Raw genomic sequence first — 24,286 nt, 5'->3', positions numbered from 1 at the left:
ATTTTTAAAAAGCTTTAAGCCTTCGGCTCGGCGGGGGGCGTTTCGTCCTCTTCCCGGCGCGCGTTTTTCTGCGGAACCGGCTGCGGTGCGAGCGGCAGGGTGAAGCTGAATTCCGTTTCGCCGCCGTCCGAACGGACGGAAATTTCGCCGCCGTGCAGGTTGATGATATTCTTTACAATATACAGCCCAAGCCCCGCGCCCGTTTTATCGAGCGAACGCGAGCGGTCGGCCTTATAGAAACGGTCGAACACATGGGGCAGGTCCTCTTCGGAGATGCCCGCGCCCGTGTTGATGATGGAGAACGCGCAGTCCTTGCCCGCCTCCCGCGCGTGCAGCGTCAGCTTGCCGCCGTCCTCGGTAAACTTCACCGCGTTGTCGACAAGGTTGTATACCGCGCGGAATACATGATCGCGGTCGCCCATGACGACAAGGCGGTCGTCCAGCTCACAGTCGACCTCGATATGGCGCGCTTCGATCTTCTGTTCAAAGGATAGAATGATCTGGCTGGTCATTTCGGTAAAGTCGAACGGGGCCGGGCTTAGAATCAATTCGCCGGATTGAATTTTGGCCGCGTCCAGCATACGGTTGACCATGCGGGACAGGCGGCGCGTTTCCTCCGCGATGATGCGCAGGTATTTATCCTGCTGGTCGGGCGGGATGGTACCGTCCACAATGCCGTCCACAAAGCCGCCGATCGTGGTCATCGGCGTTTTGAATTCATGGCTGACGTTCCCGATAAAGCCGCGCGTCAGCTCTTCCAGTTGGTCAAGGTCGCGCGCCATGTTGTTAAAGGAAACGGCCAGTTCGTCTATTTCAATACAGTGGTTATCCTCGGGCACGCGCACATCAAAATTACCGGCGGCAAATTCTTTGGCCGCCGCCGCGATGGTTTTCAGCGGGCGCGTCATATGCCGCGAAATGATAAAGGAAATGATCAGCGCGCCCGCGAGCGTGATCAGAATGATCAGCAGCAGGGTCTGCGTCGAGTGACGGATGGTACCGGCCACCGCGCGGTCCTCCGTGGCGACGAATACCATGGCGATCAACTCATCCTCGTCGTTCTTCACGCCCGTGCCGACCGCATAGTTCGAGGTTTCGGCAAACACGCCCATAGAGCCGACCTCCGCATAGGAGCCGGTCAGGCGCACCTGACGCGCGGCGGAGGCGGATATGATATAGCCGGGGTCGGTCGCCATGGAGCCGTTCGGCAGGGCGATGAGCTGTACGATACCGGAAGCGTCGGTGACCAGCACGGTAATATCATCGTGTTTGGCGCTGGCGGCAATATTAGCGTTAAAGAACTGGCGCACAACTTCGTTTTCCGCGCTCACGAGCTGCTTGGTCTGCACCGCGATGTTGGAAACCGTGGTGCGCATTTCGGCCTGCTTAGCGGTAAGCGCATAGGCGCTCATCTGGTAATAGAAGGTGCCGCCCGCCAAAGCGAACGCAAATACGATCAGGCATACGTGCGCCAAATAGTTTTTAAAAAAGAAGGTATGTCTGCCCATGGCTACTCCTTGGTCTCGAACTTGTAGCCCACGCCCCAAACGGTTTTAAGCTCCCATTTGTCCGAAACGCCTTCCAGCTTTTCACGCAGGCGCTTTACGTGCACGTCCACCGTGCGCGTGTCGCCAAAGTAATCAAAGCCCCATACATCGTCCAAAAGCTGCGCGCGGGTGAACACGCGATTGGGGCTGGATGCGAGGAAATATAAAAGCTCAATCTCCTTAGGCGGCGCGTCCACACGCTTGCCGTCTATGATAAGGTCGTAGGCCTGCTTGTCAATCGTCAGCTTGTCAAACGAAATCTTCTCCGGCACATCGTCCGGCGCCATGCGGCGAAAGACCGCGCGCACGCGGGCAATGACCTCACGCATATCAAGCGGCTTTACAATATAGTCGTCCGCGCCCATTTCCAGACCATTGACGCGGTCGTTTGTCTCACCCTTGGCCGTGAGCATGATGATGGGTACGTCGCTTTCCGCGCGTATCTCTTTGCAGACGGCCCAGCCGTCCATGACCGGCATCATCACATCGAGCAGCAGCATATCGGGCTTTTCACTTTTCCAGTATTTCACGCCCTCCACGCCGTTTTCCGCTTCCAAAACAATGTAACCCTCGCGTTCGAGGTAGAGCCGCAATAATTCGCGAATATTCGCTTCGTCTTCCACGATGAGTATTTTTTTAGCCATGGTTTTAAAACCCGCTTTCCCAATGTTATACATTTTTCATTATACCACAGCGGCAAGCATTTCCAAAGAGTCAAACACGCTTATGCGCCGCTGGGGCATAATGAATTTAATACAGGTATAATAGTTGCCGTGCAACTATTATACCGCTTTTTACCCCGCGTTGCATTAACAAAGTGTGAAATCGGCAAAATCACAGTCCTATTCCTACTCCGGGCACCTGACGATGGGTATAGAAAGGGCGTCCGCATACTTGCGGACGCCCCGAAATGAAAAGAGTGTTTGTTAAATACTTAAGACACGTTGCCATTTTTATCGCAAGTCATAGAAACGCTGGCCGAGGTGCTTTGCGAACCCTTATAGAACGTGCAGGATGCGGTAGCCGTACCGCCGCTGCTGCTGGTCTTGGAATTTTTATAGCTCCAACCATTATCTGTTGATACCGAAATGGATTTGCTGGTAACCGCAACCGACGAACCACCATATACAAAAGTGGCCGTTAGAGTAATGCTACCTACATGCGTACCACTATAATACACATTACCCGTTTTTTCGACCGTTTTACTCCCATCATATAGCTGAATATCGGACATTTTTTCAGTTGTTATCATGTAAAACCCATTACCCAGATCTACACGGTCATCCTGAGCTGCAAAGGCAAAATTTGAAAACATCATTACAACAGCTAAAATAATTGCTGAAAATCTTAATTTGCTTCTCATGGTAAGTACCCCTTTTCTACTATGTTGTCGGCTGTTCCATCGGGTAATTCTTGTTCGTCTACTATTCTGAGTTCATCGGTAACAACAACGGTCGTCCCCGGCTGATAAAACTTGCTCCAAGCATCCGCCGCGAAGCTCCCCAGCACACCGATCACAACCACCAGCGCAACCAACACCCCGACGATTTGAAACCGCCGTTTGCGTCTGTGCTGCCTGATTTCGCCTTCGTCAATATCCTCCATCATAAAGCTTGCTGCTTCCGCAGGCGAGCCATGAGCTTGACAAATGGCGTTGTAATCCAGCAAATCGTGGTCTTCCAGCTCGTCTCCAAATCCCTGCATCAGTGCTTCTTTTGTTGATTTGGAGCAGCATAGCTTGCGCGATGTTTGCCGCAGATATTTGTTGATGTCTTTGTTTGCTGTCATTGTGGTGTTACCCCGCTGTCTCTGATCTTCTGTATGGTGGCCATCATCTGGTCATAGACACCGCATATCTCTTCATAATACGCAATGCCTTCCGGCGTTATTTCATAGTATTGCCGCACACGGTTATCTTCGGAGACCTTCTTTTCGCCCTCCTGCACATACCCCTGCGAGGTAAGCCTATAAAGCACCGGGTAAAGGAGCGAAATAGAATATCTACCATCGCTTCTGTCTTCCAGCGCCTGCGCCATTTCGTACACATACATTGGCCTTTCACGGAGCAACAGCAACACCAGCAATGGGTTAGCTGCCCGCTTGATATAGTCCTCAAAGGAGTGGCCTGAATCCTTTGAAGCAGGTTTATCTTTTTTCATTATTTCAACTCACCAAACATGTTTGTTGCAATTATCATAACACAATTTTTTTATAAAATCAATAATTAGCATTGACAAAGCTTTAATTAAGCTTTATAGTAAATATAGATAAACAGTGCACAGTTTATTTTTGATCTTACAACAAATCAACTAATTGGGTTATATACACAACCATTAATTGTCGAAAAAGGAGGACCCTATTATGAAGAAGGCTTTAGTTGCAGGCACCGTTATGGTCTCATTACTTAGTACACTATTCTCTGCATCCGCTGCCAACAACCAGAAAAACGATCTTTTGGATGGTCTTACGCTTGATCAATCAATCGGCACCGTATCATACGCCACAGTGAATAACGAAGAGGCTATCGCAGCCAGATATGGCATTGATGTTGACGAAATCAATACTATTGCAACTTCTCCAGTCGCCGGCATAGCTGTGGAAGAGGATAATAAAATTAGCTTTCAACTTCATAAAGATCCTGAGCGAGAAGATTTTTATTCAGCCAAAGGTGTGCTTGTCGTTAATGGACTTAGCCAAGCATTTACTGTTACAGGGCAAATGTATGAAGCAGAATTGGCGAATGGCGATATGGGATTTTCGGGTGGGTTATCTGGATATCTTGATGATGATGACAGCACGGCTGAAAATCTTATAACACTTTCGTTAAACTACAATGCAAGCACAGCAGAACGTCTCGTTACGGTCAGTATCGGTGAAAATATCATGCTTGATTTTGGTTCTACCTTTGAGACTATCTCCGATTTATTTTACTCTGTTAATGAACAAGTTAATTCAAAAGATGAAGTTATTGATGAGAAGGTTTTAGATTCGGAAATCTCAACAAGAACTGTTGAAGATACTGAATTACGCCAACAAGCTAGCGGTGTTTGGAATGGATATCAGACAACATTCTCTAGTATTTGGGGACAAAGCTCTGTTAGAAAAAACGCAAATTTTAAATATCATACAAAAACACAAGCCAACCGAGGAAACTTTATAGCAGCATCACGTAAAGGTTTACCTTCTTCCGGATCTGCAAGTACAGTTGTCAATACCATAGAACATGCTTTTACGAATGTCTGGAATATTAATAATACAATGAATTCTTATCTTACTGTTGATGGGTTAATGCCCACAGAATTTAGTAAAGCTTTTGCTATAAATGTTTCTGTTCCCACACCATATGCTCTGGTTAATAAGGTTCAGGCCTATTTTACAAACATCTCCATTCCATTAAAAGGTATATCTCACGATATAGAATCGAATAGATATAAGTGGACAGTAAACTCTTGGGGCACCGATATGACAGGCATTGAATGCAGCTCGACATCATCTCCGTATAAAGAGGAAAATGGTTTTACTTCGGTAGCGACATTTAGCAATGAAATGGTTGCTGGTAATACTGCAACTTTCCATGCACGCGGTGAAGTTGAAATGTTTTACGGTTCTGTTCGTGGTAATGGCGATGTTGCATCTACATGGAAAACAGTTGCTACAAGTACCATGGAGCAGCGATTAACATCATTAGCATAACTTTGGTATGAAAGGATTTTATGAAGCGCATTAGAAACAAATACTTTATAATTATTAGCATTATATCATTAGTTATAATGCTTACAATAGTTATACAATATTCTAGCAACGACAGACGCTATATCAAGAATTTTTTAAATCAGTATGGTTGGTCTGGCAACATTGAGTCAGCCAACCTCCTGAAATGGTGTAACATTTTTGAAGAGAATCTTCATAGCGAGTTGTCTCAAATTAATGCGGCACAAAATTCATTGGATTTACCTCCAATGAATTTTGTGAATCCTTCATCTGACATTTTATTATACAGAGTAAATGCCTTGGTTTGGAAAAATAACTATTTGCCTGACGATGGATATTCTGATTATGCAATCTTCGTTTTTTTCCATACCAAAACGAAAGAGGTGCTCAGTGCATTTCTATACGAGACTACTTATATGAATGGCAATGTATCGATTAGCATATATCCAATCACCGTGGATCAGACTATAATCTCAAACTTCTTCAATAAACGCATTGGTCATATACCTTAGATTTCGTAATATATAGATTGCAGCTCTTCTATATAATGACGCGCATAAACGAGCGGGTTTACGCCTATTACTTATAGAAATGACAATGGATATTTGGAAAGGCCGCCCAAACGGGCGGCCTTTCGCTTAATAGTCTTCGTAGATCATGCACATCAATTCGTGAAACAGTTTCAATAACTCTTCGCACTTTTCTCTTACTTCGGGCGGCATCTTCCGTTTTCTTGGCATGTCGTCCAACAGTTCGCCGCATTCTACGCCGAGCGCGTCCGCGATATTCCGCAGAGTCGCAACCTTGGGTTCAATTTTGCCGCGTTCGTACTTGCCGATTTGAGCCGCGTCAACGTTTGACTCGTCGCCAAGCCTTAATTGCGACCATTTGAGTTCTTCCCGCTTTTCTTTGATCATTTCTCCTAGTTCCATAGGAACTACGCTCCTTTTAGCGGCGTTCATCTGCACAGCGGCACAGCGCCGGAACCGAAAGCCACAGGTAATACAGCAAAGTTTATTGTCTCGTTATCTTCCTTTGCCGTACTCCAAAACGCTCGCCGTAGTGTTGGCATTTCGCATTCCAGCTTGATACACCGCTATCCCTATCATATCACAATAATTTTAGCAATGCTATGCATTATCAGCATTTTGTGTAATTCTGTTCCGCTTATTTGTGCGGTTTTTCCGCCGCAAACGCCTTTACAGCGCCCCAAACGCGCTGCCGTAAAACCGTTCGTTTTCTCTGTTCCGATATTTCACGTCGTCTAAATGGCATTTCACGACAAAATCATTTCCAAATTACTGTTAATGGGTTATATTTAATAATGAGCAGTCTATATAAAATCAGCCCGTTTTTTTCAATCAATTTTTTTGGGGAGATAGTAAATGACCAGTGTTGTCTTTTCCTTAAGTGTTCTATTCGGCTATGCGCAATCCATTTTACAGTTCATTGTTTTGATCCTATTGGTTCTGGCGCTGACCAAATACTTGAAAAGCTAAATCTCACTTTCGCTATTGTTTAGCGGCAGTTTAAACAAATCGTTTCAGGGAGGATACCGCGATGCCGGAAAACAAAATCATTTCTGTTTTTAAAAAAGCGCCGCTGCCGGCTTCTCTCACAGTCCTATCCTTCGCGCTGTTTCTGGCGGCGTATTGGATCGTTACGCAAATGTTCATTCAGCCGTATTATTGGGCAGGGCTGCTCTTTTCCCTTCCCTTTTTCTGCTTTGCTGAGCTGACGCTGCTAACCGTGCGCAGAGAGCTAAAGGCGATGTCCGTACTGCTTTCCGTTTTGCTGCTGATCGCGTTCGGTATCTCCATGGGCGGGACGCTGCTTTTTATCTCGATCGACGCGGCTACGAACGAAATAACGGATATTGCCGCCTATGAAAGGGTTTTAAAGCGCTCTCACTATCGGAATCAACTTCTTGAGCGTTGCTTTCCCAGTAAAATTCCAGAGAATGCGGCAAACGTAAAGTTTCTGCACCGTCCGGCCATGGGCCAAGGAGGAAAAAGATACGGCGCTGCAATTTGAAACAGACGCAAGCTCGCTGAAAAGCTACGAAGAGATATTTTCCAAGAAAGCCGTGTGGTCGGGGCGGGACAGCGACGCGGCAGCCGCCGAGCACGGCGTATACGCGGGCGCCCTCCATCCGTTTGACCGCCCGGACACAGACGCGGCCAAGCGGTACGACGTTTATGTGATGTTCAGCAAGCCCTACCTACCCGGAAACTGGAACCACGGCGAATATAGCCTTGTTGCCGTGAGCGAGCAGGAAAACAAGCTGTTATTCCTCGCAAGCGACTGGTAGACCGATACAGACAAGCCCTAGAGGAACGGAGCTGATATGCTATGTATTCATGCCCTTGCTGTAAAAACCGTACGCTTCCCAGACCGCGCGACAGCGCCGTAGGGTTTATCTGTCCCGTATGTTTTTGGGAAAATGATGTGTTTATAAACGGTAGACACCAGAGAAGCGACGAAAACCACGGCCTTACCCTAGCCGAGGCGCAGGAGAACTACGTAAAACACGGGGTATGCGACTTGGCGATGCAGAAATACGTTCGCCCGCCAACAGACGAAGAAAAAAGCTTTGCTTAAGGGTACTTAACGCCATACGCACAAGGAAGAGAGGCGAAAAAGATGTGGAAAGAAATCGCGCAGATCGCCCTTGGGTTCGTCACTATTTTTGTACTGTTCCGCCTATGGTTCGTTGTATTGGGCAAGCTATGGGACCGGATCGAAAAAGCTTTTTCGCGGGATTTTGAAGATAAATAGAGGGGGACTGATTCCAATTATGAGAAAGCTGCTTGCCGTGTGCTGCATTGTTTCTCTCTGTGCGGGAACAGCGCTGGCCGCGTTCGGCATACCGACCGGCGACACGCCCGAGGTGGTCTACGATCCATCCACGGGCAATACGTATACCCAAGTCGACCCGGCGCGCATAAACGAAATAATCACGTTCCCAGATCGCCCCCAGACATAAAAAAGCACACTGCGGCCATGCGGCTCGCAGTGTGCTTGCAGACTGTCAAAAAACAAGTTTTGACAGTCTGTCGATCGAAACAAAGCCCCATTTCGATCGAGTATTCCGGCTTCTGCGCGCGCCTTACAGGCACACTTGAAGTCGGTTTGTATAAAAACCGAGATACATGCTCCCGGTTTTTATGGATTTTACCGTTTGCGGCAAAATCCTTTTTATGCGCGCTGCGGCGCGAAGGATTCTTTAAACGCTAAAAGCACACTGCGGCCATGCGGCTCGCAGTGTGCTTTTGATTAGCTCAATTCTTACTTGAGGTTGAAGAAAGCGTCCTTGCCGAGGTACTGCGCTACGTCGTCGAGCTCTTCCTCGATGCGGAGCAGCTGGTTGTACTTGGCAACACGGTCGATACGGCTCGGCGCACCGGTCTTGATCTGGCCGGCGTTCAGCGCAACGGACAGGTCGGCGATGGTAGCGTCGTCGGTCTCGCCGGAACGGTGGGAAACAACGGCGGTGTAGCCGGCGCGGTTCGCCATCTGGATTGCGTCCAGCGTCTCGGTCAGGGAGCCGATCTGGTTTACCTTGATCAGGATGGAGTTGGCAACGCCCATCTCGATGCCCTTAGCAAGGCGGGTGGTGTTGGTAACGAACAGGTCGTCGCCCACGAGCTGGATCTTGTCGCCGAGAGCCTTGGTCAGCATCTCCCAGCCTTCCCAGTCCTCTTCCGCCATGCCGTCCTCAAGGGAGATGATCGGGTACTTCTCGGCGAAGCCCTTCCACATCTTGACCAGCTGCTGCTGGGTCATCTTCTTGCCGGACTTAGGCTGGATATAGCACTTCTCTTCGTCGTTCCACCACTCGGAGGAAGCGGCGTCGATCGCGATCTTGAAGTCCTCGCCGGGCTTGTAGCCAGCTTCTTCGATGGCCTGCACGATAACCTTGAGCGCGTCCTCATCCTTCTTCAGGTTGGGGGCGTAGCCGCCCTCGTCGCCCACGCCGGCGGCCGGGGTGCCGTTGGCCTTCAAGGTGCTCTTGAGCTGGTGGAAGATCTCCGCGCACATACGCAGGGCTTCGCGGAAGCTCGGCGCGCCGATCGGCATAATCATGAATTCCTGAATTTCAACGTTGTTGGTCGCATGCGCGCCGCCGTTGAGGATGTTCATCATCGGAACGGGCATGGTCTTGGCGTTTACGCCGCCGATATACTGGTAAAGCGGCATGGAGAGCGCTTCCGCGGCAGCCTTGGCAACAGCCAGAGACACGCCGAGAATAGCGTTCGCGCCGAACTTGGTCTTGTTCGGGGTGCCGTCGGCCTCGATCATGGCCTTGTCGATGCTGACCTGATCCAGCGCGTTCATGCCGATGATCAGCTCGGCGATCTCGCCGTTGACAGCGTCAACAGCCTTCCAGAACGCCCTTGCCGCCGTAACGGGCCTTATCGCCGTCGCGCAGCTCGCAAGCCTCGAAAATACCGGTGGATGCGCCGGACGGAACGCCCGCGCGACCCATATAAGAGCCGGTATCGCCCTCTACATAAACCTCTACCTCTACGGTCGGATTGCCGCGGGAGTCCATGATCTCCCGGCCGAGAACGTCTACGATCTCAATGTAACCCTTCATGATGATTTCTCCTTTATAAATAAAATTTTAAGGAACGCGAAAATTAATTAGGAATTAGTAGTTAGTAGTTAGTAATTAAGGAAGCGGCGCAAAGCGCCTAATTATAATCATCCGGCTTTGCCGGAAACCACAATTACTCATTCCTAATTCCTAATTTGTTAGTGAAGGTCACTTCACTAACAGACTGTGTCCGGTCATTTCCTCCGGTTTGTCAAGGCCCATCATATCAAGCAGCGTGGGCGCGAGGTCGGCGAGAACGCCGCCTTCCATCAGCTTGCCCTCGTGGCCGATCATAACGAGCGGAACGGGATTGGTGGTGTGCGCGGTAAAGGGGGTCTTTTCGTCCGCGTCGTACATCTGATCCACGTTGCCATGGTCGGCCGTAATCAGCGCCTGACCGCCCATTTCGCGGATCGCGGCGACTACCTTGCCCATGCCGTCGTCCACGGCTTCCACGGCCTTCACGGCGGCGTCAAACACGCCGGTGTGGCCCACCATATCGCAGTTTGCGAAGTTCAAAACGATCATATCATACTTGCCGGACAGGATGCGCTTTACGCACTCTTCGGTCACGGCGGGCTCGCTCATTTCAGGCTGCAGGTCATAGGTCGCGACCTTGGGGGACGGAATGAGCGCGCGGTCTTCGTTCTTATATTCCTTTTCCACGCCGCCGTTGAAGAAGAAGGTAACGTGGGCGTATTTCTCGGTTTCCGCAATGCGAAGCTGGGTCAGGCCCTTATCCGAAATATACTCGCCAAAGGTGTTGGTCAGGCTCTGCGGCTTGAAAGCGACCTCAACGCCGGGGATGGTCACATCGTACTGCGTCATGCAAACGTAGTGAATGTTGCGCTGCTGGCGCTTAAAGGCCGTGAATTCATGATCGACAAACGCACGGGTGATCTCACGCGCGCGGTCGGGGCGGAAGTTGGCGAAGATAACCGCGTCGTCATCCTGCACGGTCGCGCCCTCGGTGATGATGACCGGCTCGACGAACTCATCGGTCACGCCGGCGTCGTAAGAAGCCTGCATCGCTTCGTGCGCGGAAGCGGCGTGCTTGCCCTCGCCCTCGGCAATGGCCTTGTAAGCCTTTTCCACGCGGTCCCAGCGGTTATCGCGGTCCATTGCGTAGTAGCGGCCCTCGATCGTTGCGATGCAGCCCAACTCCAACGTGTTGATCTTGTGCTGCAAACGGTCGATATATTCAATGCCGGACTGCGGCGGGGTGTCGCGGCCGTCCATAAAGCAGTGGAAGCAGACCTTGCGCAGGCCGTTGCGGCGCGCTAGCTCAAGCAGCGCGAACATATGGTCGATATGCGAATGAACGCCGCCGTCGGACAGCAGGCCGAAAATATGCAGCGTGGAATGGAACCACTTGCACTGATCGATCGCGCCCATCAGCGCGGGGTTGTTGAAGAAATCGCCGTCCCGGATCGACTTGGTGATGCGGGTCAGCTCCTGATAAACGATGCGGCCCGCGCCGATGTTGGTGTGGCCTACTTCGGAATTGCCCATCTGGCCGTCCGGCAGGCCGACGTCAAGGCCGGAAGCGCCGATATAGGTCAGCGGATTTTCCTTAAAGATCTTATCAAGGTTGGGCGTCTTGGCGGCGAGGATGGCGTTGCCGTCCTTTTCCTCGCGGTGGCCGAAACCGTCCATAATAATCAGCGCGGTGGGCTTTTTCTTGGCGGCCGATTTCGCGGGCGCCTTCTTGGCGGCGGGCTTCTTTGCAGCCGGTTTCGCCGTCTTTGCGGCGGTTTTCTTCGCGGCGGCGGGCTTCGCCGTCTTTTTCGCCGCGGCGGGCTTTTCAGCCTTTGCTTCGGCCTTCTTCACCTCGGCGGGCGCTTCGGCCTTTGCTTCGGCCTTCTTCACCTCGGCGGGCGCTTCGGCCTTTGCTTCGGCCTTCTTCACCTCGGCGGGCTTTTCAGCCTTTTCTTCGGCCTGCTTTGCCTCTACGGCAGCTTCGACCTTTGCCTCGGCCGCGTTGGCCGCCTTCTGGTCGGCTACCGCCTGACGTACGGCCTGCTTTTTCGCGGCCGTTGTTTTTTTAGCCTTGGTTGCCTCAGCCTTTACCTTGTTTTCCGCTTCGGCGATCTCGGCTGCGGTGTGTCCGCCTAAAGCGGACACACGCATGGCAGAAGAATTTGCCTCTTCTGCGCTATCCGGTATTTTCTGTGCGATCTCAATTTTCATAGCTCTTCATAACTCCTTGTCAGAGTGGGCGAAAGGGGACGATCGTGTTCACCCGATGTCCCCTCCCGCAGCACGGTGCGGGTTCTCTCTTCCCCCCAGCCGTTTACAATATCTTATTGATTGGCTGCGTCTACGATTGCTGCAAAGTCAGCGGACTTCAGGGAAGCGCCGCCGATCAGGCCGCCGTCCACGTCGGGCTGCTGGAGCAGCTCGGCCGCGTTCTTGGCGTTCATAGAGCCGCCGTACTGCACGGTGATGCCACGGGCCGCACGGGCGCCGTACTTTTCACGCAGGCAGTCGCGGATAGCGCCGCAGACCTCGCCAGCCTGCTCGGAGGTAGCGGTCTTGCCGGTGCCGATAGCCCAGATGGGCTCGTAAGCGATAACGACCTTCTTGATATCCTCAAGAGCAACGTTCTGCAGGGCGATCTTGAGCTGCTTGCGGATGACTTCCATGGTAACATCCTGCTCGCGCTCAGCCAGAGACTCGCCTACGCAAAGGATCGGGCGCAGGCCGTTCTCCAAAGCGACAAGAACCTTCTTATTGCAGGTCTCGTCGGTCTCGTTGAAGTACTGGCGGCGCTCGGAGTGGCCGATGATAACGTACTTAACGCCCAGCTCCTTGAGCATGTCGGCCGAAACCTCGCCGGTGAACGCGCCGGACTTCTCAAAGTGCATGTTCTCCGCGCCGATGGCGATCTTGGAACCCTTGGCAGCCTTTACGGCAGCCTGAATATCGGTAAACGGTACGCAAAGCACCATCTCGCACCACTTGGTCTTGGAGAGAAGCGGCTTCATTTCTTCAATCAAAGCCTTTGCCTCTGCGGGCGTCTTGTTCATCTTCCAGTTGCCGGCGATGATGGTCTTACGATATCTGCGATTCATGTGGTTTTACCCCTTTCAAACTTTCAGACGTGGCTTAGCTTGCCCGTCTAATCATATATGTATTATACGGAGCGCCGGGCGCTCCGGTATAAAGCAAAATTTTAGTGTGAAACGTTTTTTTACTTATCTTCCAAGCAGGCGATGCCGGGCAACTCCAGACCCTCGAGGAATTCGAGCGAAGCGCCGCCGCCGGTGGAGATATGGGTCATCTTATCCGCAAAGCCAAGCTTTTCAACAGCCGCCGCTGAGTCGCCGCCGCCGATGATCGAAACAGCCTTGGAGGAGGCGATCGCCTTGGCCACAGCCTTGGTGCCGACCGCGAACTTATCGAACTCGAACACGCCCATGGGGCCGTTCCAAACAACGGTGCCCGCGTCCTTCACAGCGTCGGAGAACAGCTCGACCGTCTTGGGGCCGATGTCCAGACCCATCATGTTTTCGGGCAGCTTGCCGGCTTCGTAAACGACCGGTTCAGCGTCCGCGCCAAAGTGATCGCCGCAAACGGTATCAACGGGAAGCAGCAGCTTTACGCCCTTTTCTTCGGCCTTTTTCAGCAGGCCCAGCGCGAGCTCGAGCTTATCCTCTTCGCACAGCGAGGTGCCGATCGAGCCGCCCTTCGCCTTGGAGAAGGTGTAGGCCATGCCGCCGCCGATGATGACGGTATCGCACTTTTCGATCAGGTTGCTGATGACGTTGATCTTATCGGATACCTTCGCGCCGCCAAGAATGGCGACGAACGGGCGGGCCGGATCGGACAGGGCCTTGCCCATGATGGAAATTTCCTTGTTGATCAGGAAGCCGCAAACGGCAGGCAGATAATCCGCGATACCGGCGGTAGAGGCATGCGCGCGGTGCGCGGTGCCGAAAGCGTCGTTCACATAAATTTCGGCCATGGAGGCAAATTCCTTTGCCAGCGTAGCGTCGTTCTTTTCTTCGCCCTTTTCAAAGCGAACGTTTTCGAGCAGTACAGCTTCGCCGGGCTTTACTTCATCGGCAAGGCGCTTCGCGTCCGGGCCGACGACGTCCTTCGCGAGCTTTACATCCTGACCAAGCAGTTCGGACAGGCGCTCCGCGACCGGTGCCAGCGAATACTTCATGTTGGCTTCACCCTTCGGGCGGCCGAGGTGCGAGCAAAGGATAACAGCTGCCTTATGATCCAGCAGGTACTTGATGGTCTCCAGCGAAGCGACGATGCGCTTGTCGTCCGTAATACGGCCATTCTCGTCCTGCGGCACGTTGAAATCGCAGCGAACGATCACCTTTTTACCGGCAACGTCGATATCCTCGACACACTTCTTGTTGTACTGCATATATACATCTCCTTCAAGATATAAAAATTATCTTTTTTAGATGGATTCAGATGGAAAGCCGGGGTTCTCCCCTGATAAGAAGATTTCCGCTTCCAAGACAAAATTATACTCGTTTTTCCGCGCTTTCGCAAGCAAATTTACGAAGAACCTTTACTTTCCGTTCTCTTTTAGAGGAATTTTGCGTTTTGCGGGCGGTTTCTGTGAAAAATTAAACAATATGCCCAATGCGTTTTATGTGCGTCCCCTGCCGTAGAACGCGACCGCGAGCGCCTGCGGTCCGGTGTTGGTGATAACGGAAACACCGATCGGGCAACGGGTCACGCCCATAAAGCCAAGTTCGGTAAACAGGCGTTTTTCCAGTTCTTCAATGCGGGCGGCGGGCACATCGCCGTACAGCAAAAGGGCGTTTTGCTTTTCAGGCTGCACCACCCGGTCGGATACCTTGCGGATAATACCGGATACCACCGCCTTTTCGCCGCGCACCTTATCGCACACATCCACCTTGCCGTCAAAAACGTGACTGATCGGCTTGAGACCCAACGCCTCGCCCACAAAGGCCGCGCCGCCGGAAATGCGGCCGGATTTTTTCAAATGGCTCAGCGAATACACGCCGAGGTACGCCTCCACCCGGTTCAGGCGGCTTTTGACCACGCCAAGGATCGCTTCAAAGTTATCGCCCGCGTCGCGCAGCTCGGCCGCGAGCACGACGATATGACCGTAAATATAGGTATAGGTCGCGGAATCGACCAGCTCAATGTGCATTTGCTCGCCGTATTCCTCATAAAACAGATTGCGCGCCATGCAGGCGGACTGATAGGTGCCGGAGCCGTTTCCGTTGATCAGCACGCCCAGCACATGGGTGCAGCCGCGCTCCTGCGCGCGGCGAAAGGTATCCAAAAACTGCGAGGGCGTGACCTGCGCGGTCATGGGAATGTCGCGGCTGCTTTGCAGCAGCTTCCAATATTCTTCCGGTGTGATATCGTAATATTCGCGGAGCACCCGCCCCTCGTGCGTGACCGTGATCGGCACGATTTCTATCCCGTGCGCTTCTACCTGCGCCTCGGGGATATCCGCCGAGGAATCGGTGAAGATATGTATTTTTTCCATACGGTGGCCCTCCTCACTCTTGACTCCCCGGGAACGGCCCGGCGAGCTTCAGGTTTTCAAAGCCGGTCTGCCGCAGCGCCTCATAAGCGACCACGGCGACCGAGTTGGACAGGTTTAGGCTGCGCGCGCCCTCGCGCATCGGGATGCGGACGCAGCGCTCGGGGTGCTCGATCAGCAGCTCCTCGGGCAGCCCCTTCGTTTCCTTACCGAACAGCAGAAAATCGCCGTCCTGATACCGCGCCTCGTGGTAGGCGTGCGGGGCCTTGGTTGTGGCGTAAAAATAGCGCCCCTCCGGGTTCTTGTCAAAAAACTCGTTCAGATTTTTGTACATCCGCACATCGAGCAGGTGCCAATAATCCAATCCGGCGCGTTTCATTTTTTTATCATCCAGTTTGAAGCCCAACGGCTCGATCAGGTGCAGCACACAGCCGGTCGCCGCGCAGGTGCGCGCGATATTGCCCGTGTTTTGCGGAATCTCGGGTTCCACCAATACAATATGAAGCATGCGCTTCTCCTTTTATTCAGATTACGCCTTCTATTCTATTTGATTTGCCATTGTTTTTCAAGCTTTTCAGCGTTTTTTTGCAAAAAAATCCCCCAATCATAAAAGATTGGGGGATTTTCAACGCGGTGTTATACGATATCCGCGTAAACGCCGTAGAGATAGTTCTGTTCTTCGGCCTGCTCGTCGGTCAGCACCTCGCCGGTCAACTGAGGGCCGCTTACGTCGTCAATATATTCGCACGCCAATTTGCCGGTTTTAAGGTGCAGGTTCTGGGTTTGGGTCGTGCCGTCGGTAAAGGTGACGGTGACCGTCAGCTTGGCGCCGTCAAAGGTATCGACTCTGCCGTGCCACGACTCGCCAAGATCCTCTTCCGGGTCGAACTCCTGCTGAGGGGGCGCCCAGAAGCCGTAGCTCGCATCCGGGTCATAGGCTTCGGTGAAACCGTTTTCCAGCTTCCAGCACACGTCGGCATACCAATGGTCGACATCGTCGATCTCGCTTCCGTAACCGCCGCCGGTACCGTAAACCATGACCTGCGACGCGCCTTCCACACGCGGGTCGGTTAGCCGATGCATCCCTCCCAAGTCCTCCTCGTTGACCTCAAGCTTCTTGGCCCGGTACAGGCCGCCCTTATCGATCGACGCCGACACGGACTGGATGTTATCGCCGGTCACGCGGAACAGGCAGCCGGAGAAAAAGCCGCTCTCCAAGTCCTCCACGCCCGCGCCGCTGTCAAAAACGATGCGGCTGTCCTTCGGCTCTATCGTTTCACCCGTTTCGGCGGCGTAAGCGACTAGGCCAAAGGTATGGGCGAACGCCTCCACCGGGGAAAGCGGCTCCTGCCCCTTTGGTGAAAGCAGCTTTGCGCCGCCCAGCACCACGGCCAGCGCGCACACGGCGGCAAGCGAACGGCGCACCCACGGGTGCCTGCGCCGCGGCGCGGGCGCCAGATGCTGCGGCGCGGCTTCGCGCTCCTCGCGGCGCAGCTCGCGCGCGGCGGCAAGCGTTTTTTCCTTTAAATCAGCAGGGGCTTTCACGTTCTGTAATTTCTGCAAATCGTTCAGGTTTTTCATCGTCGTTTCCCTCCAGATCGAATTTCAGTTGTTTGCGGGCGCGGTGCAGCCGCGTGCGCACGGTCGCCGGGCGGCAGCCTGCCAGCAAGGCGATTTCCTCCGTCGAATAGCCCTCTACATAATGCAGGTAGATGGGAATGCGCAGATCGTCCGGCAGCGCCGCGACGGCGTTCCACAGATCGGCGTTTTCAGCGGATTCAGGCGCGGCGGTCTCGGGCAGCTCGTCAATGGGCGCGGTACGTTTGAACCACGCGCTCCGCCGCAAATCGCTGCATCGCCTGAGCGTTACGCGCAGCAGCCATGCTTTCAGGTGCTCGGTGTTCTCAAATTCGGTCGTGTCACGAAGCAGCCGGAGAAACACTTCCTGATACACATCCTCTGCATCCGCGCGCGAGCGCAGCCGGCAAAGGGCCAGCCGGTAAACCGCGTCGCCGCAGTCTTCCATCGCGGCGCACAAAAATGCGTCCGAACGTAATGTACTTGGCACGGTGATCTCCTCCTTTCACTTATAACACGGCGCGGGAAGGGAAATTGTTCTGCGTCATTGCAAAATAATTATAACATATCTTTGCGCAGGATAAAAAGAAGCCGCCGGCATGAACTGCCGGCGGCTTTGTTGTACTTGTCAGTTATCTTTTTCCATGTAGATTTCTTCGGCCTTGCATTGCAGGTTTTGCAGATGCAGGGTCAAAGTTTGCAGTTGCCGCATCACATCGGTGATGCCGTTGAACAGAACCGCGTATTCATTTCTTTCATTCATTGTGGTGCCTCCTCATTTCTTTATCTATATATAGCATATGAGCCGTATAGCAGTATACTGATATAACGTGTCAAAAAATGTAGAAGCCTGTCAATTCCATAAAAAAACTGTAAAAGATTTTTTTCACATATCCTGCACATCCTTGCCGTGGTGTTGCCATAATAATGGCATTGTCTAGAAACGGCTCTCATGATACAATACGGCTGTTCATAAGGGAGGGAAACGCATGATGATCGGCATGGGGCCGCGTATCAAAGCAACGCGCAAAGCGCAAGGAATTACCGGGGAACGTCTGGCTGCGTTATGTTATATCAACGCGACCTATCTGCGACAGATCGAAGCCGGACGCAAGGTGCCCAGTCTGCCTGTTTTCATCTGCTTGTGCAATACATTGCATGTGTCGCCCACGTATTTACTGAACGATTCCATAACGCAAAACGAGCTAAGTAATTTTTCAGAACTGGCCGCCTTGTGGAAAAGCGCCACGCCCCAGCAAATTGAACTGGTTACAGCCATGCTCCGCAGCGTCTTATTGTATTGCAATCCTTCTGCCTAGGCAATCGAAGCGGGCTTCCTATATGCAATTATTCTGCAATGCAGATTTTCATTTTAAACACGTGCATAATTGTATTACAAAGTGCAATGCGTGGTGAAGTGTTATGAAAAGATTCCAGCTGCCCAAAATACCTTCTAGTACAACTAAATCCATAAGGTTTCCCAACGATGTGATAGAACGTGTTGAAACTGCAATAGCAGGAACAGAGTGTTCATTTACGGCCTTTGTTGTGGAAGCTGTGCGCGTTGCACTTGACGATCTGGAACCAACGTTGAGGTAGTGCCTATGAAAATATCTGTTAAGCCATTCAATCTTCCCCAACCATACGAAGAGACGTTCGAGTTTCTTATCCAGCAAGAGCGTCTTCATCTATGCGTTTTAGAGCAGGCTGAGCTGGAGCAAATTATCAACAACGAATACTATCAAGCTGTTGTTAGCATTCGTGACATTCTGCGTGATGAAAAACTAAGCGACAAGCGCTGCTATCGGAAGATCGAGGAAATCATCCGTGTCACCGAAACCCTCGGTTTAGATTGCGGCCAGCGGCATGTTTATTGATCCCCTTAACCGCGCGCATCCAATGTAGGGCCGGGTGAGGTCACCAATGTCATTCAGATAAGGTCAGGCAAGACAAAATGGTAACGCCATCATAGAAAATGTAGGGCGCGACGCCCTCTGTATAGCCCACATGGTATACAACATGTCCAAGCACATGGTATACAGTTTATGTGGCCCAATAAATGTGCTTAGAAGTAATCAATCTCTCGCTGAGATTGATGGAAGCCACACGGAAGGAGCCATAGTGGAGGTCAACAGAATTCTCCCCCGAATCCGTAAGTTGGAGGTAGGTTCCAGCGAAAGCCTCAGAGAGATAGTAGCGATGCCTACAAATGCTAACGTAGCCCTTGTAGTTGACTTTTCTAAGCCTAGCTCCATCAGGATAATCAGGTTCCGGGGGCTGCTGAATGAACGGTCTGCTGCTGACTTTATAGTGCTTGGCAGGGACATCAAGGCCAAGCGCGGAGTGGGGACGTTCGTAGTTGTACTCATACTGCCAGTCATCAAATGCCTGTTGTGCATCACATAAGTTAAGCATTGTGCGGTGCCTAAGCAATTCTTCCTTCAACGTACGGTGAAAACGTTCCTCCTTGCCTTGGGTCTGCGGGTGCATGGGACGGCCATGGATCGGCCGGATGTTCAGACGCATCATCCACACATCGAACATGGTGATACCCCCCTTGCTGTCGCCCCAGGGCTTCCCATTGTCGCACAACAGTTCATGCGGTAGACCGTACATCTCGAAAACTTGGATAAGGGCAGGATAAAACCTTTCGTAGGACAATGAGTCCTCAGCCTTTAGGCACAGAGAAAACCGGGAGTGGTCATCCAAAATCGTCAGTGGATAGCACCGCTGCCCATTGAGCATCGTAAAGTCGCCTTTGTAGTCCATTTGCCACAAATCGTTGGGACATTCTCTGGCAAAGCGATTAATGGGCTTGTGTTTCTGGCTGATTTCCGGTTCGATTCGTTCGTTTCGCTTAAGAATATTGCCGATTGTGCTTTTGCATGGCAGTTCTGTGTAGCCTTTATTTTGCAAATATCGCTCCAGCTTTCTGGGACCCCACGCCGGATGTTCATCCCGCGCGGACAATATCAGTTCTTGCGTTGCTGCCGATGTCTGGGTTCTTTGATGCGTCGGTGCCCGACCGCGGTCGGTCAGTTCCTCTCCAGCCTGAAACCTTCGTAACCACTTATAACCTGTTTTTCGTGTGATTTCGTGTTTTCTACATAGAGCGCTAAAACTTATCTCTCGTTGCTGTGCCTCCCTTACAAACGTTTCTCGTTCTGACTTTACTGTTTTCTCTTTCCACGGCATAAGCAATTCTCCTTTTCCCACTTATACCGTTATTTTACTCCTAAACTGTATACCATGTGCTTGGACAAACTGTTTACTATGTGACTGGGCTATACAGCCCTCGGCGCGCCGAGAGCGAAGCACCGGGATAAGTGAGAGCATCAAACAGGCCAGTACGGCCGAGCGGAGGCACATGGTTTCTCAGGAAGTGTTACGTCCCTTCGAGACGGCGCGCCGAGGCGTGGTCCAGACCAGCTTCTCTTGGCCTTCGGCCAATTCACCTTCTCGCGCCCTACTAGCTCGGTGAATCCCCTGTTTTTTATCGTTTGCCTTAACTAAATGACATCGCTGCCCCCACCCGGCCGCCGCGCATTCAATCGCGAGCGGAGCGAGCCGCCTACGGAAACGGCGGCGTGAGTCACGCCGCCCTACGACTTTTGCGTGTACTTACAAAAAAAGCAGTAACCGTTTAAGCATGATACGGTTACTGCTTTTTATGTTGCGCATTTTGTCGGTTTACGCTATACTTATTTCAGGTGCTGCCGCGCCAACGGTAGGCGATCAGTCACTCCCTGCGAAGGGGGGTGATGCTTATGGTGACATATTCGGAGCTTTTTCAGCTCCTGCTTGTGTTCATAGGCTTTGCAGGTCTGATCATTCAGATAGGCAAAAGAAAATGACCGCCGCTCGTCCAAAGTTACGGTCATTTCTTTGACTTAGCAACGGACTGACCGTCTACCGGCAGCACCGTTTTTCTATCTTTAGTATAATACCCGTGCTGCAAATTGTCAAGCGCGCCCAAGAAGGGCGCGCTTTTTTATTTTGCGAAAAACGCCCGCGTTTGGCGCACGTTTTCTTCTATCGCGGCCTTGAGCGCTTCCACGTTTTCAAACTGCTTTTCCGGGCGCAGGAACTTGTGCAGCTCCACATGGATCTGCTTTCCGTACAGATCGCCCGCGAAATCCAGCAAATGCGGCTCAATCGTCGGCGCGCCGCCATCCACAAAGGTGGGCTTTACGCCGATGTTGGTCGCCGCGATGTAGGCGTTATCATCCACCAGCACGCGTGTAGCGTACACGCCGTAGGGCGGCAGCGCCATTTCGACCGGCAAACGCAAATTGACCGTAGGCACCTTGAGCACGCTGGTGCCCACGCGGCGGCCATGCTCGACAACGCCGGTGACCGTATACGGATGGCCCAAAAAGCGGGACGCGCCCTCCATATCGCCCTGCGCGATCAACTGCCGAATGTAGGTGGACGAAACGACGATGCCGTCCACCTTGACGTCATCGATACAGTCGTAGCCGATCCCCGCCTTGCGGCACTCCTCCGCCATGCCTTCGGCCGTGCCAAGGCCCTTGTAGCCGAACCGGTTGTTCCGGCCCGATACGATATACCGCGCGCGGAACCGGCCGATGAGCATTTCGTGGATAAAATCGCGCCAATCCATGTGCTGCAAGTTCTCGTCGAAGTGGCCGAAAATGACCTCGTCCACCCCGCCCAGCTTTTTAATCTCATCGCGGCGGTAGGAATTAGCTGTGATCAGCGGCACCTGCCGCCCCAGCATGACGGAAGCCGGGTGCGCGTCAAAACTGAATACGGCGGAGGTGCCGCCGATCTCCTTTGCGCGCTGTACCGCGCGCTCCATGAGGGCCCGGTGGCCCAGATGTACGCCGTCAAAATACCCCAGCGCTATCGCGCGGGGCAATGTATTCTCTTCCATTGGGTTTCCCCCAGTCCTATTCCGGCCTGTGGGCCGTTTATCGGAAATTTTTATAGACGAACAGGCCCAGACCGCCCTTTTCCAGCGTCCGCACCTGCCCCAGCATTAAAAAGCGCCCCGCATGATAAACGCGGCACAGCGCGCCTTCTTCTTCCGGCATGCCCCGCGCCTGACGCGGAAAAACGACCGCGCCGCGCGAGATGCGCTCCTCGCCCTCATCCGTCAAGGCGACGGCGGGCAGCGTGGGAAACAAGCCGTCCACCGGCAGTAAAAGCGACTGTACGCCGCCGTCCTGCGCGGCCCGCTCGACCTGATCAAACCCCACGCAGCTTTCCAGCGCATACGCCCCGGCGCGCGTGCGCTGAAGGCTCGTCATGCACGCGTAAGTGCCCAGCGCCTCGCCCAGATCGTTCACCAGCGTGCGCACATAGGTGCCCTTGCTGACCGTCATGCGCAGCGTACCGGTCTGTGCCGCCTCGTCAAACGAAATCAGCGCGATTTCGCGCACGGTGATATCGCGCGCGGGCCGCTCCACTTCCTTGCCCTGCCGGGCAAGGTCGTACAGCTTCTTGCCGCCGATCTTGACCGCCGAATACATGGGCGGCACCTGCTTTTGCGGGCCAAGAAAAGCGGAGGCCGCCTCCCTCACCTGCGCAAGCGACGCGCGGGCTTGCGCTTCGCTTATCGTTTCGCCGGTCACATCCTGTGTATCGGTGGCGCGGCCAAGCAGAAAGCCCGCGACATATTCCTTATCCTGCGACGCGGCAAAATCGGCCGCGCGGGTCGCGCCGCCGACGAACACCGGCAAAACGCCGGTGGCGAGCGGATCGAGCGTGCCCCCGTGGCCGATTCGCCGCGTTCGCAGAATGCCGCGCAGCTTTGCCACCACATCGTGCGAGGTAAAGCCCTGCGGCTTGTCCATCAGCAAAATGCCGTTCAGACCGTCAGCCGTGGCGCTCATGGTACTGCTCCTTCGCCGCGGCGAGGATCAGGCGGCGCGCCTCGTCCATGCCGCAATCAAAGCTTGCGCCCGCCGCGCGCAGATGACCGCCGCCGCCCAGCTTTTTGCAGATAACGGAAGCGTCGATCTCCTTGGTGGTGCGCACCGACGCCTTTACGGTCTTATCCTTATTTTCGGTCAGCGTCAGGCCGATCTCCACGCCCTCGATCTGCCGCGTGAGCGACGCGATCGAGTCCAGATCGTCCATATCCGCGCCTGTGCGGTCGATATCGCGCCGCCAAAGCATGGCCAGCGCGATCGCGCCGCCCTCGATGAATTCCATGGTGTCAAACACGATGCGCTCCATCTCGAAACGCGCGCGCGACTTGGTCTCAAACAGCATGCGGTTAAGCTCGCCGCCGTCAATGCCGGCGGACAGGCACGAAGCCGCGACCGCGTGCGTGTGCGCGGTGGTGTTGGAATACTTAAAGCACCCCGTATCCGTCGATGCGCCGATATAAACGCACTCCGCGATGTCCTCGCTTAAAACAACGCCCATGGCCAGCAGTACGTCATAGATCACCTCGGCGCAGGCGCCCGCGTCGGACCGCACCAGATTTTTTGCGGCGAACAACGGGTTGGAACGGTGATGATCGATCGCAAGATCGATCTTGTCCTCAAAGATCACAGCGTTATCGGTGAACAGCTTTGTTTCCGCGATATCGACGGTAACAATATACGCAGGGGAAAATTCCTCCGGCGGATAACAAGGTGTTATCATAGGCGCATAGCGCTTTGTGATATCGGGGTTGGGCAGGATATAGGCCGTTTTACCGAGTTGGCGAAGACCGCGGCAGAGCGCGCCCGCGCAGCCGGTGGTATCGCCGTCCGGCCTGCGGTGCGTCAGGATGAGGATGCGGTCGGCCGCGAGAAGCGCCCCGGCCGCACCTGCGATGTCTAGTGTCATTCGCCGTCCTCCTCCCCGAGCTTGCCCTGATTTTTCAAATCATGCAGCACCTCGGAAATATGGGCGCCGTGTGTGATCGAGGTATCCAGCGTAAAGATCAGTTCGGGCGCATAGCGCAGCTGCACCTTGCGGCCCACTTCGCGGCGCAGGTAGCCGGAAGCCGATTTCAGGCCTTTCATGACTTCCTTTGCCTGCTGCTCGCTGCCGAGCACGGAGACAAAGCACTTCGCATAGCGCAGGTCGCCCGTCACCTCACAGTGCACGATGGAGACCAACCCGTTTTGCACGCGCGGGTCCTTGACCGTGCGGATGGCTTCCGCCAGAGCCTTCATGACCTCTTCTGAGATCCGGTCGATTCGATTCGATGGCACAATGATTCTCTCCCTTCAAAATAAATTGGGAAGTGGAAAAACGGAGTTAGGAAGGGAGAACTAATAATTGATCATTAGTAATTAGTCGTTAGTCATTGCGGAAGCGGCCGCGGGCCTATCATCTTGATATGCGCGCAAAGCGCGCCTCCTAAATTACTAATTCCTAATTCCTAACTCCTAATTCATC

Annotated in this window: 28 protein-coding genes and 1 pseudogene; 9 read left to right on the top strand and 20 right to left on the bottom strand. The window is 53.1% G+C overall.

The genetic code is table 11. The annotated features are described in order from the left end of the window. Positions 1-14: 14 nt before the first annotated feature. From RWV98_RS03585 to RWV98_RS03565, 5 genes are all read right to left on the bottom strand, one after another. A complete protein-coding gene (locus tag RWV98_RS03585; RefSeq protein ID WP_317863817.1) occupies positions 15-1,508 on the bottom strand; it encodes a sensor histidine kinase in 1,494 nt (497 codons plus the stop codon). 2 nt (positions 1,509-1,510) lie between these two features. Further along, entirely contained in the window at positions 1,511-2,191 is a 681-nt protein-coding gene (locus RWV98_RS03580; protein ID WP_317863815.1) for a response regulator transcription factor, read from the bottom strand. Positions 2,192-2,481: 290 nt separating this feature from the next. Next, the gene (locus tag RWV98_RS03575; RefSeq protein ID WP_317863814.1) at positions 2,482-2,910 is read right to left on the bottom strand and encodes a hypothetical protein; all 429 of its coding nucleotides are present in this window, start codon (positions 2,908-2,910) and stop codon (positions 2,482-2,484) included. Continuing rightward, positions 2,907-3,335 (bottom strand): hypothetical protein, encoded by a 429-nt coding sequence (locus RWV98_RS03570; RefSeq protein ID WP_317863812.1) that lies wholly within the window; start codon positions 3,333-3,335, stop codon positions 2,907-2,909. The genes RWV98_RS03575 and RWV98_RS03570 overlap by 4 nt, the downstream gene beginning before the upstream one ends. Continuing rightward, positions 3,332-3,706, bottom strand: coding sequence for a PadR family transcriptional regulator (locus RWV98_RS03565; RefSeq protein WP_317863810.1), 375 nt, complete (start codon positions 3,704-3,706; stop codon positions 3,332-3,334). The genes RWV98_RS03570 and RWV98_RS03565 overlap by 4 nt, the downstream gene beginning before the upstream one ends. Positions 3,707-3,908: 202 nt before the next feature. Here RWV98_RS03565 and RWV98_RS03560 point away from each other — a divergent pair, with 202 nt between their 5' ends. After that, positions 3,909-5,240 (top strand): hypothetical protein, encoded by a 1,332-nt coding sequence (locus tag RWV98_RS03560; RefSeq protein WP_317863808.1) that lies wholly within the window; start codon positions 3,909-3,911, stop codon positions 5,238-5,240. 656 nt (positions 5,241-5,896) lie between these two features. Here RWV98_RS03560 and RWV98_RS03555 read toward each other — a convergent pair. Continuing rightward, a complete protein-coding gene (locus tag RWV98_RS03555; RefSeq protein ID WP_317863806.1) occupies positions 5,897-6,190 on the bottom strand; it encodes a helix-turn-helix domain-containing protein in 294 nt (97 codons plus the stop codon). Positions 6,191-6,818: 628 nt separating this feature from the next. On the opposite strand from RWV98_RS03555, the gene RWV98_RS03550 reads away from it, so the two are divergent. From RWV98_RS03550 to RWV98_RS03535, 5 genes are read left to right on the top strand one after another with little or no spacing between them, the layout of a single operon-like run. Further along, positions 6,819-7,292, top strand: a complete 474-nt coding sequence (locus RWV98_RS03550; RefSeq protein ID WP_317863804.1) for a hypothetical protein — start codon at positions 6,819-6,821, stop codon at positions 7,290-7,292. Between the two features lie 52 nt (positions 7,293-7,344). Next, on the top strand, positions 7,345-7,569 hold the full coding sequence (locus tag RWV98_RS03545; RefSeq protein ID WP_317863802.1) for a hypothetical protein: 225 nt from the start codon (positions 7,345-7,347) through the stop codon (positions 7,567-7,569). A gap of 41 nt (positions 7,570-7,610) precedes the next feature. Beyond that, positions 7,611-7,859, top strand: coding sequence for a CPCC family cysteine-rich protein (locus RWV98_RS19360; protein WP_442872094.1), 249 nt, complete (start codon positions 7,611-7,613; stop codon positions 7,857-7,859). A gap of 42 nt (positions 7,860-7,901) precedes the next feature. Beyond that, positions 7,902-8,036: a hypothetical protein gene (locus RWV98_RS03540; protein WP_317863801.1), complete on the top strand. Its 135-nt coding sequence runs from the start codon at positions 7,902-7,904 to the stop codon at positions 8,034-8,036. A gap of 19 nt (positions 8,037-8,055) precedes the next feature. After that, entirely contained in the window at positions 8,056-8,244 is a 189-nt protein-coding gene (locus tag RWV98_RS03535; protein WP_317863800.1) for a hypothetical protein, read from the top strand. A 302-nt stretch (positions 8,245-8,546) separates the two neighbouring features. Here RWV98_RS03535 and eno read toward each other — a convergent pair. The 9 genes and pseudogenes from eno to RWV98_RS03490 form a co-directional block, all read right to left on the bottom strand. Further along, positions 8,547-9,858, bottom strand: a pseudogene (gene eno, locus RWV98_RS03530) (phosphopyruvate hydratase). Positions 9,859-10,026: 168 nt separating this feature from the next. Continuing rightward, entirely contained in the window at positions 10,027-11,523 is a 1,497-nt protein-coding gene (gene gpmI / locus RWV98_RS03525; RefSeq protein WP_317865677.1) for a 2,3-bisphosphoglycerate-independent phosphoglycerate mutase, read from the bottom strand. 638 nt (positions 11,524-12,161) lie between these two features. Continuing rightward, a complete protein-coding gene (gene tpiA / locus RWV98_RS03520; protein ID WP_317863798.1) occupies positions 12,162-12,932 on the bottom strand; it encodes a triose-phosphate isomerase in 771 nt (256 codons plus the stop codon). 119 nt (positions 12,933-13,051) lie between these two features. Beyond that, positions 13,052-14,242, bottom strand: coding sequence for a phosphoglycerate kinase (locus RWV98_RS03515; protein WP_317863796.1), 1,191 nt, complete (start codon positions 14,240-14,242; stop codon positions 13,052-13,054). A gap of 231 nt (positions 14,243-14,473) precedes the next feature. After that, positions 14,474-15,349: a DegV family protein gene (locus RWV98_RS03510; protein WP_317863795.1), complete on the bottom strand. Its 876-nt coding sequence runs from the start codon at positions 15,347-15,349 to the stop codon at positions 14,474-14,476. Positions 15,350-15,362: 13 nt separating this feature from the next. Next, on the bottom strand, positions 15,363-15,854 hold the full coding sequence (trmL, locus tag RWV98_RS03505) for a tRNA (uridine(34)/cytosine(34)/5-carboxymethylaminomethyluridine(34)-2'-O)-methyltransferase TrmL (protein WP_317863794.1): 492 nt from the start codon (positions 15,852-15,854) through the stop codon (positions 15,363-15,365). 128 nt (positions 15,855-15,982) lie between these two features. Further along, positions 15,983-16,927: a hypothetical protein gene (locus RWV98_RS03500; RefSeq protein WP_317863792.1), complete on the bottom strand. Its 945-nt coding sequence runs from the start codon at positions 16,925-16,927 to the stop codon at positions 15,983-15,985. Then, positions 16,875-17,414 (bottom strand): RNA polymerase sigma factor, encoded by a 540-nt coding sequence (locus RWV98_RS03495; protein WP_317863790.1) that lies wholly within the window; start codon positions 17,412-17,414, stop codon positions 16,875-16,877. The genes RWV98_RS03500 and RWV98_RS03495 overlap by 53 nt, the downstream gene beginning before the upstream one ends. A gap of 138 nt (positions 17,415-17,552) precedes the next feature. Then, positions 17,553-17,687: a hypothetical protein gene (locus RWV98_RS03490; protein WP_317863788.1), complete on the bottom strand. Its 135-nt coding sequence runs from the start codon at positions 17,685-17,687 to the stop codon at positions 17,553-17,555. Between the two features lie 226 nt (positions 17,688-17,913). On the opposite strand from RWV98_RS03490, the gene RWV98_RS03485 reads away from it, so the two are divergent. The 3 genes from RWV98_RS03485 (at position 17,914) to RWV98_RS03475 (ending at position 18,801) form a co-directional block, all read left to right on the top strand. Then, on the top strand, positions 17,914-18,243 hold the full coding sequence (locus RWV98_RS03485; RefSeq protein ID WP_317863786.1) for a helix-turn-helix domain-containing protein: 330 nt from the start codon (positions 17,914-17,916) through the stop codon (positions 18,241-18,243). Between the two features lie 103 nt (positions 18,244-18,346). Next, a complete protein-coding gene (locus RWV98_RS03480) occupies positions 18,347-18,523 on the top strand; it encodes a YlcI/YnfO family protein (protein WP_317863784.1) in 177 nt (58 codons plus the stop codon). 5 nt (positions 18,524-18,528) lie between these two features. Then, complete coding sequence (locus RWV98_RS03475; protein ID WP_317863783.1) at positions 18,529-18,801, top strand: hypothetical protein; 273 nt, start codon at positions 18,529-18,531, stop codon at positions 18,799-18,801. Between the two features lie 166 nt (positions 18,802-18,967). On the opposite strand, the gene RWV98_RS03470 is transcribed toward RWV98_RS03475, so the two are convergent. The 5 genes from RWV98_RS03470 to rbfA form a co-directional block, all read right to left on the bottom strand. Further along, a complete protein-coding gene (locus RWV98_RS03470; RefSeq protein ID WP_317863782.1) occupies positions 18,968-20,119 on the bottom strand; it encodes an IS481 family transposase in 1,152 nt (383 codons plus the stop codon). A gap of 796 nt (positions 20,120-20,915) precedes the next feature. Then, positions 20,916-21,821, bottom strand: a complete 906-nt coding sequence (gene ribF, locus RWV98_RS03465; protein ID WP_280962564.1) for a riboflavin biosynthesis protein RibF — start codon at positions 21,819-21,821, stop codon at positions 20,916-20,918. A 37-nt stretch (positions 21,822-21,858) separates the two neighbouring features. Then, positions 21,859-22,782 (bottom strand): tRNA pseudouridine(55) synthase TruB, encoded by a 924-nt coding sequence (gene truB, locus RWV98_RS03460; RefSeq protein WP_317863781.1) that lies wholly within the window; start codon positions 22,780-22,782, stop codon positions 21,859-21,861. Beyond that, positions 22,766-23,728: a DHH family phosphoesterase gene (locus tag RWV98_RS03455; RefSeq protein WP_317863779.1), complete on the bottom strand. Its 963-nt coding sequence runs from the start codon at positions 23,726-23,728 to the stop codon at positions 22,766-22,768. The genes truB and RWV98_RS03455 overlap by 17 nt, the downstream gene beginning before the upstream one ends. After that, positions 23,725-24,060, bottom strand: coding sequence for a 30S ribosome-binding factor RbfA (gene rbfA / locus RWV98_RS03450; RefSeq protein WP_419196006.1), 336 nt, complete (start codon positions 24,058-24,060; stop codon positions 23,725-23,727). The genes RWV98_RS03455 and rbfA overlap by 4 nt, the downstream gene beginning before the upstream one ends. Positions 24,061-24,286 lie beyond the last annotated feature (226 nt).

The organism is Agathobaculum sp. NTUH-O15-33 (assembly GCF_033193315.1).
In the GTDB taxonomy this organism is placed as follows: domain Bacteria; phylum Bacillota; class Clostridia; order Oscillospirales; family Butyricicoccaceae; genus Agathobaculum; species Agathobaculum faecihominis_A.
Note: the sequence above shows the minus strand (reverse complement) of the source record. Positions and strands in the feature narration are given on the sequence as shown.

What these genes read in the sequence shown, in the direction of transcription:
- RWV98_RS03585 (WP_317863817.1), bottom strand. Translation starts at nt 1,508, where the DNA reads ATGGGCAGACATACCTTCTTTTTTAAAAACTATTTGGCGCACGTATGC.
- RWV98_RS03580 (WP_317863815.1), bottom strand. Translation starts at nt 2,191, where the DNA reads ATGGCTAAAAAAATACTCATCGTGGAAGACGAAGCGAATATTCGCGAA.
- RWV98_RS03575 (WP_317863814.1), bottom strand. Translation starts at nt 2,910, where the DNA reads ATGAGAAGCAAATTAAGATTTTCAGCAATTATTTTAGCTGTTGTAATG.
- RWV98_RS03570 (WP_317863812.1), bottom strand. Translation starts at nt 3,335, where the DNA reads ATGACAGCAAACAAAGACATCAACAAATATCTGCGGCAAACATCGCGC.
- RWV98_RS03565 (WP_317863810.1), bottom strand. Translation starts at nt 3,706, where the DNA reads ATGAAAAAAGATAAACCTGCTTCAAAGGATTCAGGCCACTCCTTTGAG.
- RWV98_RS03560 (WP_317863808.1), top strand. Translation starts at nt 3,909, where the DNA reads ATGAAGAAGGCTTTAGTTGCAGGCACCGTTATGGTCTCATTACTTAGT.
- RWV98_RS03555 (WP_317863806.1), bottom strand. Translation starts at nt 6,190, where the DNA reads ATGGAACTAGGAGAAATGATCAAAGAAAAGCGGGAAGAACTCAAATGG.
- RWV98_RS03550 (WP_317863804.1), top strand. Translation starts at nt 6,819, where the DNA reads ATGCCGGAAAACAAAATCATTTCTGTTTTTAAAAAAGCGCCGCTGCCG.
- RWV98_RS19360 (WP_442872094.1), top strand. Translation starts at nt 7,611, where the DNA reads ATGTATTCATGCCCTTGCTGTAAAAACCGTACGCTTCCCAGACCGCGC.
- RWV98_RS03540 (WP_317863801.1), top strand. Translation starts at nt 7,902, where the DNA reads ATGTGGAAAGAAATCGCGCAGATCGCCCTTGGGTTCGTCACTATTTTT.
- RWV98_RS03535 (WP_317863800.1), top strand. Translation starts at nt 8,056, where the DNA reads ATGAGAAAGCTGCTTGCCGTGTGCTGCATTGTTTCTCTCTGTGCGGGA.
- tpiA (WP_317863798.1), bottom strand. Translation starts at nt 12,932, where the DNA reads ATGAATCGCAGATATCGTAAGACCATCATCGCCGGCAACTGGAAGATG.
- RWV98_RS03515 (WP_317863796.1), bottom strand. Translation starts at nt 14,242, where the DNA reads ATGCAGTACAACAAGAAGTGTGTCGAGGATATCGACGTTGCCGGTAAA.
- RWV98_RS03510 (WP_317863795.1), bottom strand. Translation starts at nt 15,349, where the DNA reads ATGGAAAAAATACATATCTTCACCGATTCCTCGGCGGATATCCCCGAG.
- trmL (WP_317863794.1), bottom strand. Translation starts at nt 15,854, where the DNA reads ATGCTTCATATTGTATTGGTGGAACCCGAGATTCCGCAAAACACGGGC.
- RWV98_RS03500 (WP_317863792.1), bottom strand. Translation starts at nt 16,927, where the DNA reads ATGAAAAACCTGAACGATTTGCAGAAATTACAGAACGTGAAAGCCCCT.
- RWV98_RS03490 (WP_317863788.1), bottom strand. Translation starts at nt 17,687, where the DNA reads ATGAATGAAAGAAATGAATACGCGGTTCTGTTCAACGGCATCACCGAT.
- RWV98_RS03485 (WP_317863786.1), top strand. Translation starts at nt 17,914, where the DNA reads ATGATGATCGGCATGGGGCCGCGTATCAAAGCAACGCGCAAAGCGCAA.
- RWV98_RS03480 (WP_317863784.1), top strand. Translation starts at nt 18,347, where the DNA reads ATGAAAAGATTCCAGCTGCCCAAAATACCTTCTAGTACAACTAAATCC.
- RWV98_RS03475 (WP_317863783.1), top strand. Translation starts at nt 18,529, where the DNA reads ATGAAAATATCTGTTAAGCCATTCAATCTTCCCCAACCATACGAAGAG.
- RWV98_RS03470 (WP_317863782.1), bottom strand. Translation starts at nt 20,119, where the DNA reads ATGCCGTGGAAAGAGAAAACAGTAAAGTCAGAACGAGAAACGTTTGTA.
- ribF (WP_280962564.1), bottom strand. Translation starts at nt 21,821, where the DNA reads ATGGAAGAGAATACATTGCCCCGCGCGATAGCGCTGGGGTATTTTGAC.
- truB (WP_317863781.1), bottom strand. Translation starts at nt 22,782, where the DNA reads ATGAGCGCCACGGCTGACGGTCTGAACGGCATTTTGCTGATGGACAAG.
- RWV98_RS03455 (WP_317863779.1), bottom strand. Translation starts at nt 23,728, where the DNA reads ATGACACTAGACATCGCAGGTGCGGCCGGGGCGCTTCTCGCGGCCGAC.
- rbfA (WP_419196006.1), bottom strand. Translation starts at nt 24,060, where the DNA reads ATGAAGGCTCTGGCGGAAGCCATCCGCACGGTCAAGGACCCGCGCGTG.